General features: G+C 44.1%; 10 protein-coding genes. 7 read left to right on the forward strand and 3 right to left on the reverse strand.

The features are described 5' to 3' along the window. Positions 1-158 precede the first annotated feature (158 nt). Both NXS07_RS11770 and NXS07_RS11775 read right to left on the reverse strand, forming a co-directional pair. On the reverse strand, positions 159-314 hold the full coding sequence (locus NXS07_RS11770; RefSeq protein WP_071826243.1) for an MbtH family NRPS accessory protein: 156 nt from the start codon (positions 312-314) through the stop codon (positions 159-161). Beyond that, the gene (locus NXS07_RS11775; RefSeq protein WP_038217353.1) at positions 262-3498 is read right to left on the reverse strand and encodes an amino acid adenylation domain-containing protein; all 3237 of its coding nucleotides are present in this window, start codon (positions 3496-3498) and stop codon (positions 262-264) included. Before NXS07_RS11775 ends, NXS07_RS11770 begins: the two co-directional genes overlap by 53 nt. Positions 3499-4418: 920 nt before the next feature. Here NXS07_RS11775 and glpT point away from each other — a divergent pair. Together glpT and glpQ are read left to right on the forward strand one after the other, a co-directional pair. Continuing rightward, the gene (gene glpT, locus NXS07_RS11780; protein ID WP_258086799.1) at positions 4419-5780 is read left to right on the forward strand and encodes a glycerol-3-phosphate transporter; all 1362 of its coding nucleotides are present in this window, start codon (positions 4419-4421) and stop codon (positions 5778-5780) included. Positions 5781-6313: 533 nt separating this feature from the next. Then, positions 6314-7390: a glycerophosphodiester phosphodiesterase gene (gene glpQ / locus NXS07_RS11785; RefSeq protein WP_038195913.1), complete on the forward strand. Its 1077-nt coding sequence runs from the start codon at positions 6314-6316 to the stop codon at positions 7388-7390. Between the two features lie 87 nt (positions 7391-7477). On the opposite strand, the gene epmA is transcribed toward glpQ, so the two are convergent. Continuing rightward, positions 7478-8455, reverse strand: coding sequence for an elongation factor P--(R)-beta-lysine ligase (gene epmA / locus NXS07_RS11790; protein WP_038195915.1), 978 nt, complete (start codon positions 8453-8455; stop codon positions 7478-7480). Between the two features lie 865 nt (positions 8456-9320). Here epmA and frdA point away from each other — a divergent pair. From frdA to NXS07_RS11815, 5 genes are all read left to right on the forward strand, one after another. Further along, positions 9321-11117, forward strand: a complete 1797-nt coding sequence (gene frdA / locus NXS07_RS11795) for a fumarate reductase (quinol) flavoprotein subunit (RefSeq protein ID WP_258086800.1) — start codon at positions 9321-9323, stop codon at positions 11115-11117. Continuing rightward, complete coding sequence (locus NXS07_RS11800) at positions 11110-11844, forward strand: succinate dehydrogenase/fumarate reductase iron-sulfur subunit (RefSeq protein WP_258086801.1); 735 nt, start codon at positions 11110-11112, stop codon at positions 11842-11844. Before frdA ends, NXS07_RS11800 begins: the two co-directional genes overlap by 8 nt. Before the next feature lie 14 nt (positions 11845-11858). Then, on the forward strand, positions 11859-12254 hold the full coding sequence (gene frdC / locus NXS07_RS11805) for a fumarate reductase subunit FrdC (protein WP_038195922.1): 396 nt from the start codon (positions 11859-11861) through the stop codon (positions 12252-12254). Between the two features lie 13 nt (positions 12255-12267). Continuing rightward, complete coding sequence (gene frdD / locus NXS07_RS11810) at positions 12268-12624, forward strand: fumarate reductase subunit FrdD (protein ID WP_172664702.1); 357 nt, start codon at positions 12268-12270, stop codon at positions 12622-12624. A gap of 709 nt (positions 12625-13333) precedes the next feature. Beyond that, positions 13334-13450, forward strand: coding sequence for a recombinase family protein (locus NXS07_RS11815; RefSeq protein WP_258086802.1), 117 nt, complete (start codon positions 13334-13336; stop codon positions 13448-13450). Positions 13451-13522: the final 72 nt, after the last annotated feature.

Genomic DNA, 13522 nt, shown 5'->3' on the forward strand with positions numbered 1-13522 from the left:
AAAGTGCGCATAGGATGGAATAAGAAAGTCAGTATTGTGCTAAACATCACTCTTATCTGACAAGATAAGAATAGAAGGATAAATAAAAGGCATGCTCCTTCTGGAACATGCCTGCTATTCATAATTAATATTTATTAATATGACTTAATATCCGTCATCTAGTTTGTTGGCTTCGGCCAAATACCAGCAATATGATTGAGGCATTCTTCTTTAGAACCTATCATCCCGATTGCCCCCCATCCGACTGGAAGCACATAGGCCTCAGGCCAGACCGAATACTTTTTTCTGCTGTTCACGACGACTATCCAATTCATGGCTTCGTTTCCTGTTAGCTGTTCCAAGATAGGCCTCCGGTTTGAAGTTTTCTGGCAGTGCTGCGGGTAAGAAACCTGTATCTATCAAATATTGTAATACTTGATGGACATATCCTGCCGTAATGACGGGGCATTTAATGTCAGTGTTGGCCAATAATGCCAGCGTTTGCTTCAACTCCAGTTCTGGGTGAATTTCATGAACATAAACCGGATCTAACGCTCGATAAGGTTTCTCTGTCATGTCCCTAATCAATGGGATCAATGGATACAACGGGTGTGTATCATCCAGTGCAAGGATCTTCTCTTTACCCTCATTGAAGGGGACTGGGTTGAGGATATAGCCAAACTCCTGTACCCAATCGAAAAATTGCCGGATAGAGACTTGAACCGGATTAAATAAGTTAAAGAATTTACCATCGGATTCCGGTTGCTTGGAGATATGAACCAACGATGCAGCGACATAATCAACCGGTACAATATCAAGCAGCAATCCATGCTCAGGGTAAAAGCCCATTGCCAGATAACCTTTCAGGGAAGCAACGAGATAATCATTGCCTTGTGCAGCTCCTGTGCGGGTATGCCCAAGGATCAGACCCGGACGATAAATACTGACGGGTACGCCTCGCTGGCGGGCAATATTGATGATCCCTTCAGATACCCACTTACTGCCTGAGTAACCTGAAGGATCTCGTACCGACTCGCTCATAGCACGATCATCTTCCATAAATGGACGGGGTGATTCTGTGGCAAACAGGGCATTCACGGAAGAGACATAATGGAAATTTTTCAGTCGTGCTGTGCAGGCAAATTCCAGCGCGGTTCGGGTTCCATCGACATTAATGCTCTTCAGTGCGCTATAAGGATAGATAAAGTTAACCAACGCCCCGTTGTGATAAATCACATCAACGTTTTCAGCGAGCTGTACCCATGTTTCCGGTAACAAGCCAAAGCGTGGCTGCCCCAAATCTCCGATAATGAAATCTACGCGCTCAAGCCCGTTAGCAACATCAATCTGGTACTTGTCAAACCCGGCCTTGATTCTGTCTCGTGCGTGTTCTTCATCAGAGTCACGGCACAAACAGATAATTCTGGCCGCAGTCTGTTTCAGCAATTGCTCCAGCAAATGCAGACCAAGATATCCCGTGGCGCCGGTGAGCAATACCGTATCCGGCTGATACCAGTTAGCATGAGGCAGGCCATCAGGGCGCACACTTTCTTTCAGATAAATATCTTTTCTGAGCGTTTCTGCATGTTGCTGAATTAATGCCTCACTGTGATAGACTCCCCCAGCACTAGCCGGATTTGCCTGATACGCTTCCATCATTTCATCCAGAATAGACGAGATTCTGGCAACCGTAGGTTCAACATAGATACCTGAAATCGGTATCCGGAGTGAAAAGGCTTTCTCAATCCGTTCCACCATGCGGGCAACCAAAATAGAATGCCCCCCAACCTGAAAGAAATTATCGGTGACACCCAATACGTCTGTCGCCAGCAGGTCACGCCAAATTGCATAAACCTGTTTTTCAGTTTCTGTTTGAGGCAGTACAACGTCATAGCTGGCATTCAACCGCTCTGCGACTTCGTCTAACCGTTTTCTATCGCGTTTGCCACTGCTCGTCAGTGGGATATAAGGGATACGATAATATTCTGCAGGTATCCAGGCTTCGTGCAGAATTTCCCTGAGTGAAACCTGGGTTTCACGTACCCACTCTTCGGGTACAACCCTATTGGGATCGAACAGTACAAATGCCTGAATCTTGGCAAGATCGCCACTGCCGACAACACGAATAATCGCATCCTGTACGCCATTTTGTTTTCTTAATGCGGTTTCAATCTCGCCCAACTCGATTCGATATCCACGCACTTTTACCTGATCATCCTGCCTTCCCATATAAATGAGAGAGCCATCTTCAAGCATACGTGCCATATCTCCGGTCAAATACGCTCTTTTACCTTTTTGTGTCATATCGGGTACGTATCGTTTGGCCGTTTCGGTTGGGTTATTGCGATATCCAGCCGTCACCCCAAGCCCACCGATAAGGATTTCACCCACCGTTCCTTTCGGCACTGGCCGCAAGTATTTGTCTACAATGGTGATGGTTGTGCCGGGGATCGGCCCACCCAATTGAACCTTATCTCCTTTTCTCATACGAAATGCTGTTGACCAGATAGTGGTTTCGGTTGGGCCATAGAGATTCCATAAAGTGCCACCGGATGCCGTTAGTTGATCAGCCAGATCCTGTGACAACGCCTCTCCCCCACAAAGCATGCTCAACTTTGAACGAGGTTTCCAGCCAGCATTCAAGGCCATTAACCAAGTGACAGGCGTCGCTTGTGCAAAGGTGAATTGGGGATCAGACAGCGTTTGCGACAGAGCCTGCGCATCACGCTGAGTATCAATTGATGTAATGTAGATACTGCCGCCATGAACGACAGTCAGTAGTAATTCCAATAATGAGATATCAAAAGAAAAGGTCGTCAGGGCAAGCATACAATCATGCTGATTGACTGACAGTAACTTGCCGAATGCACACAGGCAGGCAGCCAGATTGTCATGCTGCACCTGTACCGCTTTTGGCAACCCAGTAGAGCCAGAAGTGAACATCACATAAGCCGGGTGATCACCCAATGCAAGCATATCGATGTTTTCTGTTATTTCATCATTAATTATTTCACTGGTGTTATTCAGAAGGGTGTGCAAAGGGATTAATGTTGATGCCTTCAGCCCCGCAGATACCGTATCATCCGATACGAGAACACTTTCCGACAGGCTGGCGAGAATGTCATTCAGACGTTTTTCTGGCATCATCGTATTGAGGGGAATATATACCGCCCCAATTCGCCAAACCGCCAGCATAGTAACAAACCAGGGGATTCCCCGTTCGGCAGCAATAGCAACGTTGCTCCCCATTTTAACACCGTACTGATGCAAAATATTTGCTGCATTTTCAACACGCTGCTGTAATTCACCAAATGCCAGTGTTTCATAGGGATCAGAAACCGCAATATCATTCGGTATCGTTTTCGCCAGTTTTGCCAAGCGAGATGGTACGTCATCAAACCATGGTTCAAGTGCTGCTATCCTATGACTGATATTACTACTATTAATATTGTCATCAGGTGAAGATGTTTGCTCAGTGAATGCTGTGTGTAATATTGCCTTGTGTGTGTGTGTATTCATAATGATGTTCTCTTTCTGTCTTCCATTTTATTTCATCACTTTTTGTGATGAATGGAGACATCAATGCTGTTAGTCGTTAACATTCAGTTTTCGCCTACATTCAGCTATTGCAAATACCTTATGTCGACATTCAACTGAATAGGAAAAATAAATTGCATAAAATTTCATGCTAATTTAATAATTTTATTAACTAATATTATTTTGTAATCTTTAATTAACCTACAAATAAAGAGGTTATTTATTGGCTAACAGAGTGTATTACGCCTTATACAATCTAGTATCGCCTTGATATTATTATATTATTTTAAAAAATAGAGATTCAAAGCCTCATGATAACTGGCATCATGAATATCTATTTATAGTAATATCTACTATTTTGAATTATAAATTCAAACATTTTATTTGTAATTGCGTTATAAAAAACGCCAAGCATGTAAATAAAAATAAATGACACAGCTAAACAGAGGCATTATTGAAATAATGATTATCCGTTAAAATCCCGACGATAAATGTCACACTTTATTTATGAATTTATGTCTGTGTGATTTTATTAAAATATAATTTCATATTTTTACAACTTTATATTTACTGAGTATTAACCCATGCCAATAATATGGATTAATTTTAAGAAAAGAACATAAACGAACTTTAAACGCTCATAAATAACAAGCAAAGCGCTTTATTGTGACGTGCGTCACTATAATATCAGTAAATTATATTTCAAAACTCTAACAAATCACTCAAAATTGCGGTCTTTGCGAAATCATATCTACAGGTCAGCGATACATCACAGATATAGCATATTGTTTTGGCTATTATTTCCTTCTATATAGAAAATAGTTAATGAGAATTCTTCGTTTAACATCATCATCGCTCAGAGATGGTAATTCGCTAACACCAAAAGTCATGTGGAGACAAACATGTTAAGTATTTTTAGACCGGCACCCCACAAAGCCCGGCTGCCCGCACAAGAAATAGATCCACTCTACCGTCGCTTTCGCTGGCAAATTTTCATGGGGATCTTCTTTGGGTATGCGGCTTACTATTTGGTAAGGAAAAACTTTGGATTGGCAATGCCTCACTTAGCGGAACAAGGTTTTTCCAAAGGTGATCTTGGCTTCGCTTTGTCAGGGATTTCGATTGCATACGGTATCTCAAAATTTATCATGGGTTCCATTTCTGATCGTTCCAATCCACGTGTTTTCTTACCTGCCGGCTTGATACTCGCAGCAGCAGTGATGCTGTTTATGGGTTTCGTGCCGTGGGCAACTTCCAGCATTGCCATCATGTTTGTCCTGTTATTTCTGTGTGGCTGGTTCCAGGGCATGGGCTGGCCTCCCTGCGGCCGTACTATGGTTCATTGGTGGTCACAGAAAGAGCGTGGTGGGATCGTTTCTATCTGGAACTGTGCGCATAACGTTGGTGGCGGCTTGCCTCCGTTACTGTTCATGCTGGGTATGGCGTGGTTCCAGGACTGGAAAGCCGCATTTTATATGCCTGCATTTGCCGCCATCCTTGTCGCAATTATCGTATTTTCCTTGATGCGCGATACTCCACAATCCTGTGGTTTACCGCCGATCGAAGAGTACAAAAATGATTATCCGCCTGACTATACGGACAAACATGAAAAAGAATTGACTGCAAAAGAGATTTTTTTGCAGTACATTCTGCCTAACAAATTGCTGTGGATGATCGCGATTGCCAACGTATTCGTTTATCTGCTGCGCTACGGTATCCTCGACTGGTCACCAACATACCTGAAAGAAGTGAAGCACTTTGCTATGGATAAATCGTCCTGGGCTTACTTCCTCTACGAATATGCGGGTATTCCCGGTACGCTGCTGTGTGGATGGATGTCTGACAAAGTGTTCAGGGGCAACCGTGGTGCCACTGGCGTATTCTTTATGACACTGGTGACTATCGCCACCATCGTATTCTGGTTGAACCCGGCGGGTAACCCAAATATCGATATGCTCTGTATGTTGGTTATCGGCTTCCTGATTTACGGCCCAGTGATGCTAATTGGCCTGCACGCTCTTGAACTAGCACCGAAAAAAGCGGCGGGAACAGCGGCAGGCTTTACCGGTTTGTTTGGCTACCTCGGTGGTTCGGTTGCCGCCAGTATCATTGTCGGTTATACCGTTGACTTCTTCGGTTGGGACGGCGGATTTATGGTCATGATCGGCGGCAGTGCCCTGTCCGTCGTTCTGCTGTTGTTTGTCATGTTAAGCGAGAGTAAACATAAGCAGGAAATCGCTCGTAATGGTAATGCTAGCCAGTAAATTACCGCCACACAAACGGTAATAACACATAAAATTGACCGCAGTATCATTGTTAATACTGCGGTTACTTGAAAAATTAATTGCCAAATCCAACTGACTGAACTAATCCATTGTTCCTTATTACAGGTTTACTTATTCATGTCATATTTGGTTAAATATATTACTGATTTTTACTTTATATATTTGCTCTTCATAGCCATAATCATTTTATTTCCAAGTGGTTATTAAAATTAAACATTTATAAAACCAAACCAAATCTATAACATTATTAGTTTACCTATTTATATATCGTATTGAATCAAAAATACAACATCAACAGCACGTTTAAAGAATGAACATTACTGTCATAAAACTGTGACATTCCACTGATAAAATCAGTATTCAGCATTGTGTTATGTCGTCATTTTATATAAAAAGCTGCATTGAATAATCATCATATTCTTCTTGCTGTTTTAAAAAACAAGCTAAAAAAATAACATCATTTTATTTAATATTTTTATTACTATACATTACTATATATGTGGAGACTCTCAATGCAAACCCCTATCAAAACCATCATGGCAGGCCTGCTGTTAGCGTCGTCGATGTCCGGTATTGCACATGCCGCAGATAAGATTGTGATCGCCCATCGCGGAGCCAGCGGCTATCTGCCTGAGCACACACTGCCTGCCAAAGCCATGGCCTATGCACAAGGTGCTGATTATCTGGAACAAGATCTCGTAATGACCCAAGATAATGAACTCATCGTGCTCCATGATCATTATCTTGACCGCGTAACAGATGTGGCAGAGCGCTTTCCAAACCGTGCCCGTGCCGATGGCCGCTACTATGCTATTGATTTTACCTTACCGGAAATTAAATCCCTGAAATTTACCGAAGGTTTTGATATCGAGGAGGGTAAGAAAGTACAAAGCTATCCCGGACGTTTCCCAATGGGGAAATCAGATTTCCGCATTCATACTTTTCAGGAAGAAATTGAGTTTATTCAGGGTATGAACAAATCTACTGGCAAAAACATGGGTATCTACCCTGAAATCAAAGCCCCATGGTTCCACCGCCAGGAAGGTAAAGATATCACCGCCAAGGTACTGGAAGTCCTGAAACAATACGGCTACACCAAAAAGAGCGATAAAGTTTATCTGCAATGCTTTGATGCCAATGAACTGAAACGCATCAAAAATGAGCTGGAACCGAAAATGGGCATGGATCTGAAGTTGATACAGCTCATCGCTTACACCGACTGGAAAGAAACTTATGAGCAGAAACAAGATGGCTCATGGGTGAATTATAGTTATGACTGGATGTTTAAACCGGGTGCCATGAAAGAAGTGGCAAAATATGCCGATGGCATTGGCCCTGATTACCATATGCTCATCTCCGATGACTCCACACCAAGCAACATTAAGCTGACGGGTCTGGTGAAAGAAGCTCATATGAGCCATTTGGCCGTTCATCCATACACTATCCGTGTCGATCAACTGCCAAAATATGCCACCAGCGGTAATCAATTATTCGATATCGTTTTCGATAAAGCCAATGTTGATGGTGCTTTCACCGATTTCCCTGATTTAGCCGTAAAATTTCTGGAAAAACGCCACGAACATAAATAATCAACACTAGCAATGAAGGGGCAGCCGGAAGCTGCACCTTTAGCAATAAAATCGTTGGATTAAAACCCTCTGACGCCAATAGTCGCGTCAGGAGATCCCGACCGGAAAGGCAATCACTTCACTAATCCGTTCAGCGCCCAGCGCAAGCATGATCAGGCGATCCACTCCCAAAGCGACTCCGGCACATTCAGGCATCCCGTGTTCAAGGGCTTTAAGCAGATGTTCATCAATCGGCATAACAGGCAATCCCATCGCTTTACGCTTACGATTATCCTGCACGAAACGCAGGCGCTGTTCATGACTGTCAGTCAGTTCACGAAAACCATTCGCCAGTTCCATGCCTTTGAAATAGACTTCAAAACGCTCTGCAACACGGTGATCTTCCTTGCTGATTTCAGCCAAAGACGCTTGTGAAGCCGGGAAGTGATAAATAAATGTCGGTTTTTCAAGCCCGATATGCGTTTCAACGCCCATAGTGAAAAGCAGTTGCAACAAGGTATCCCGATCTTCTTCCTGATCAGCGATATTGCTGAGATCGAGCTTCGCTGCCACTTCACGCAGTTTTTCTTTACTCGCGGTAAGCGGGTCAATCTCCAGATAGCGAATGAACGCCTGCTGGTAAGAAAGGGATTCTGCACTTTCGCAATCTAAGATCTGCTGTAACAGATCATCTACTTCATTCATCAAGCGGTACATGTCGTAATGTGGACGATACCATTCCAACATGGTGAACTCAGGATTATGGTGCCGACCCGCTTCCTCATTACGGAAACTGCGACCCATCTGATAAATGGAACCACTTCCTGCTGTCAAAAGACGCTTCATGTGGTATTCGGGGCTAGTCATCAGATACAGAGTCAAGCCATCCGCCGCTCCCGGCCCGACAAACCGTGTCTGGAAAGGCACAAGATGGATGTCAGTGATGGTCGCCTGACTTATGGCAGGGGTTTCAACCTCCAACACCCCACGATCTGCGAAAAAGCGCCGTATCTCCGCAAGAATCTTCGCCCTTTTCAATAAATTGGCGATAGGGGCACTTGGCTGCCAATCCGCGACTTTATTCATGTTCCAATGACTCCAAAACAAAACAAAACGCGCAGTTTACTCATATCAAGTCCACTAGACAAATTTTCAACATCAGATTCGTGAATATCATTTTTACTTGCCATTCTCCGCTATACCAGTGAACAGAATACCCCTGCCCTATATGTGGAAAACAGCAGGACATAAAAAATAAAATTTGATAAACAATAAGCCAAAATTTATACGCTATGAATTGCAATACTGCTGTGAGAACAATATCAAAAAAATCATAAAGTTCGGATTAATTTACTTTCTATAACGAAACATTAATTAATGATTTTGATAAAAATATTTAATTAAAAAACAATCCAAAATTATTATTAATATCATGTTTTCTGTGCAAAAAACAAAAATAGCCGCCAGAAAAAACCCAAGAAATTAATCTAATTTTCTATTGTCAAAAATAAAAAGTAATACTATTTTTTGTAAATAGGAAGGTCGCCATCGTAGCATTATTCCAGATAGTATTAACAGATAGTGTTAACATATATTTTATAATGATTTCACTTATATTTATAATAAGAATAATTTACTATATAAATAATTTAAGAAAACCAAAAAAAACGTTCTAGATCACATTATTTCAGCAAAATCCCACAAAAACCCCCATTCATATCAAATTTACCCTCTTCACAATTAGCTATACTTAATCCATACAAAAAGTAACAGATAGTGATCCTAAATCGTTAAAGCATAAAAAATTATCAATAGCGCTCGTTTAAACAAGAAAAAATATCATTGTGAAATAACAAAGATAAAGAAAGTGACGAGTGATAACGCATTGGGTCCTCTAGCCGATTGTAACTAATTTCATTTGAACCACCCACTTGAACAATGGAGAAGCGCAGTGCAAACCTTCAATGCCGATCTAGCAATTATCGGAGCCGGTGGCGCAGGCCTACGGGCAGCCATCGCCGCTGCTGAAGCCAATCCCCAGCTCAAGATTGCCCTGATCTCAAAAGTTTATCCCATGCGCAGCCACACTGTGGCCGCAGAAGGTGGATCAGCCGCCGTCACTCAATCCCATGACTCCTATGACTTTCACTTCAATGACACCGTGTCGGGTGGCGACTGGTTATGTGAACAAGATGTGGTTGAGTATTTCGTCAAACACTGCCCGACAGAAATGATCCAGCTGGAGCAATGGGGCTGTCCCTGGAGCCGCAAGGAAGACGGTTCCGTGAACGTGCGTCGTTTCGGCGGCATGAAAATCGAACGGACATGGTTTGCCGCAGATAAAACCGGCTTTCATATGCTCCATACGCTGTTCCAGACTTCCCTGAAATACCCACAAATACAACGCTTTGATGAGCACTTTGTGCTCGATATTCTGATAGATGAAGGTCAGGTGCGCGGTTTGGTGGCACTGAATATGATGGAAGGAACGAAAGTTCAGATCCGTGCCAATGCGGTCATTATGGCAACGGGCGGAGCAGGACGCGTATACCGTTATAATACCAATGGCGGCATTGTCACGGGAGATGGCATGGGAATGGCATTCCGCCACGGCATACCACTGCGTGATATGGAGTTTGTACAATATCACCCAACTGGCCTGCCGGGTTCTGGTATTTTGATGACAGAAGGCTGCCGTGGTGAAGGTGGCATTCTGGTGAACAAAGATGGCTACCGCTATCTACAAGATTATGGGATGGGGCCAGAGACGCCCCTTGGCCAACCCGAAAACAAATATATGGAACTGGGGCCAAGAGACAAAGTTTCTCAGGCTTTCTGGCATGAATGGCAGGCAGGCCGTACTATCGCGACGCCGCGTGGTGATGTGGTTCATCTGGATCTGCGCCATTTAGGTGAGAAAAAACTGCTCGAACGCTTGCCATTCATCTGTGAGTTGGCAAAAGCCTATGTCGGTGTTGATCCGGTTAAAGAACCGATTCCTGTTCGCCCAACGGCACATTACACCATGGGCGGAATCGAAACTAACCCGCAGTGTGAAACTCGCATCAAAGGGCTGTTTGCTATTGGCGAATGCTCTTCCATCGGCCTGCATGGGGCAAACCGCCTCGGTTCCAATTCACTGGCAGAACTGATGGTATTTGGCCGTTTGGCAGGTGAAGAAGCCGTCAAACATATTCAACAAGCCACACCTGCCAATGAAAACGCGCTGGATGCACAAGCCCGTGATATCGAAGATAAACTCAACAAACTGCTGAATCAGAAAGGCGGTGAGCGCTGGGCGAAAATCCGTGATGAACTGGGTATTTCAATGGAAGAAGGTTGCGGGATTTACCGGACTCCAGAGCTGATGCAGAAAACCATGGATAAAATTGCGGAGCTGAAAGAACGCTTCAAGCATATCGAAATCACTGACCGTTCCAGCGTGTTCAATACTGATCTGCTCTACACGATTGAACTGGGCTTTGGTCTGGATGTCGCTGAATGTATGGCGCATTCCGCCATGCATCGCAAAGAGTCCCGTGGAGCCCACCAGCGCCTTGATGCAGGTTGTACAGAGCGTGATGATGAGAATTTCTTGAAGCATACGCTGGCGTTCTATAACCCAGAAGGTGCACCACGTTTGGAGTACAGTGATGTGAAAATCACTAAATCCAAACCTGCGAAGCGGGTCTATGGTGGTGAAGCCGCAGCACAAGAGAAACAACAGAAGGAGCAGGCGAATGGCTGAGATGAAAAACCTGAAAATGGAAGTCATGCGCTATAACCCGGAAATCGACAGCGAACCTCATTTCGTCACCTACGAGGTGCCTTATGATGGGCAAACCTCCTTGCTGGATGCGTTAGGCTACATTAAGGACAATCTGGCTCCCGATCTGTCTTACCGCTGGTCTTGCCGCATGGCGATCTGCGGTTCCTGCGGCATGATGGTAAACCGAGTGCCAAAACTGGCATGCAAAATCTTTCTGCGCGATTATCCGCAAGGGATGAAAATTGAAGCGCTCGGCAACTTCCCCATTGAACGAGACTTAGTTGTCGATATGACTCACTTTATTGAGAGTCTGGAAGCTATCAAGCCTTATATCATTGGCAATGATCGCAAGCCCGCTGATGGCCCGAATGTGCAAACACCTGCACAAATGGCGAAATATCACCAGTTTTCAGGCTGTATCAACTGCGGCCTGTGCTATGCCGCCTGCCCGCAGTTCGGCCTGAATCCTGAATTTATCGGCCCTGCCGCAGTCACGCTGGCACACCGTTATAACCTTGATAGCCGCGACCACGGCAAGAGAGAGCGTATGCCTCAGATCAACAGTGACAATGGCGTGTGGTCTTGTACTTTCGTCGGTTACTGTTCTGAAGTTTGCCCGAAACACGTCGATCCGGCGGGTGCAATTCAACAGAGTAAAGCGGAAAGTGCCAAAGATTTCCTTATCTCCATGCTGAAACCACAATAAGGGAGGAGAGAGTAATGACGACTAAACGTAAACCTTATGTGCGCGGTATGGAATCCCATTGGTGGCATAAATTAGGCTTCTATCGTTTTTATATGATACGCGAAGGCACTGCCATTCCCGCCATTTGGTTCAGCCTGCTGGTGCTCTATGGTCTGTTTGCCCTGAAAGATGGCTCAGAAAGTTGGGCAGGTTTTATCTCTTTTCTACAACATCCGGCGGTACTGGTGATTAATATCATCACCTTGCTGGCGACCTTGCTGCATACGAAAACGTGGTTTGAACTGGCTCCGAAAGCGCTCAATATCATTGTCAAAAATGAAAAAATGTCACCGGAGCCGATTATCAAACTATTGTGGGCAATCACTCTCATTGCCACCGCCGTGATTCTCGGCGTTGCACTATTTTACTGACCCCTAGGAGGATCTGATGAATCAACGACCTAAGCGTTCCGATGAACCGATTTTCTGGGGTCTATTTGGTGCCGGCGGCATGTGGAGCGCCATTGTTGGTCCGGCGATGGTTCTGCTGCTGGGCTTTCTGATCCCGTTGGGATTGGCACCGGAAGCACTCTCTTATGATCGTATTCTGACATTCTGCCAGAGTTTCATTGGCCGTATCTTTTTGTTACTGATGATCAGCCTGCCGCTCTGGTGCGGGATGCACCGTCTGCACCACGGTATGCACGATCTGCAAATCCATATCCCAGCCAGTAAATGGGTGTTTTATGGAGCAGCCGCTATTTTGAGTATGGTTGCTTTGATTGGGGTGTTTACGCTGTAATTGAGGTTGGTTGAAGCCCACAAAAGGTGGGCTTATTTATTGGAGAGAACGCAGGATTTGGTGACGATAAAGTGCGTCAGTGAGATCTTGTTTAGTGCTTAAAAATAATAAAATATAAATTATTTCATCCTTAATTTCACACAACACTCGATATTCTCTATCAATATCTAAAATATGCAAAATATCACACTATTTTAAATCAAAAATGAGGTGCGGAATGACAGTTATATCTCAGGAAAACAAACTTTACAAATTTGGGGGCTTTCACAGGATCCCTAATACCTTCATGTACAGCATTTCCTCCAATTTGAACCAACTTTGTTCATCTAAATCTATCTGTTCAATAATGATTGTATCACCTATTGCTCCATCATCAAGTAATCGAAGTCATTCTGGTCTTTATAGAGGTAGTGACCGGGTAGCTACGATAATCGCCAACTTTTTATTATTTCATCAGTAGTGCCAAAAACGTTCATTTATGCAATGGCTGTAGGCCAACGAAGCCGCGCGGCATTGAGAATTGCAAAAATATTAAATGGCAACAGGAAATCACAACTATGAACATTAGTTACACCCACATTTCGACGCAGAAACAAGACACCCAGGCTCAAATTGCAGCCCTAGAGGCCGCAGGGTGCGAATAGATATTGCAGGAAGAAGTATCAGGAGGTCGCTGGGATAGGCCCTGCTAGAGCAGTTACGTCATGATGTGGTTGTTGTATGGAAGCTGGCTCGTCTTTCACGTTCCTTCAAAGACCTGCTGCTGACGCTGAAAAAAGTCGAGGTTGCCGGAGCCGATTTCGAAAGCCTGAGTGAAGCTAATTAACCTCAGCTTCGTTTAAAAATAGCGATATCACAATCCCGTAAATTCAAGCTCGGTTTTTTAGGTTGGAATGTA

This window comes from Xenorhabdus bovienii (assembly GCF_024721015.1).
Lineage (GTDB): Bacteria > Pseudomonadota > Gammaproteobacteria > Enterobacterales > Enterobacteriaceae > Xenorhabdus > Xenorhabdus bovienii.

What these genes read in the sequence shown, in the direction of transcription:
- NXS07_RS11800 (WP_258086801.1), top strand. Translation starts at nt 11,110, where the DNA reads ATGGCTGAGATGAAAAACCTGAAAATGGAAGTCATGCGCTATAACCCG.
- epmA (WP_038195915.1), bottom strand. Translation starts at nt 8,455, where the DNA reads ATGAATAAAGTCGCGGATTGGCAGCCAAGTGCCCCTATCGCCAATTTA.
- frdC (WP_038195922.1), top strand. Translation starts at nt 11,859, where the DNA reads ATGACGACTAAACGTAAACCTTATGTGCGCGGTATGGAATCCCATTGG.
- NXS07_RS11775 (WP_038217353.1), bottom strand. Translation starts at nt 3,498, where the DNA reads ATGAATACACACACACACAAGGCAATATTACACACAGCATTCACTGAG.
- glpT (WP_258086799.1), top strand. Translation starts at nt 4,419, where the DNA reads ATGTTAAGTATTTTTAGACCGGCACCCCACAAAGCCCGGCTGCCCGCA.
- glpQ (WP_038195913.1), top strand. Translation starts at nt 6,314, where the DNA reads ATGCAAACCCCTATCAAAACCATCATGGCAGGCCTGCTGTTAGCGTCG.
- NXS07_RS11770 (WP_071826243.1), bottom strand. Translation starts at nt 314, where the DNA reads ATGAATTGGATAGTCGTCGTGAACAGCAGAAAAAAGTATTCGGTCTGG.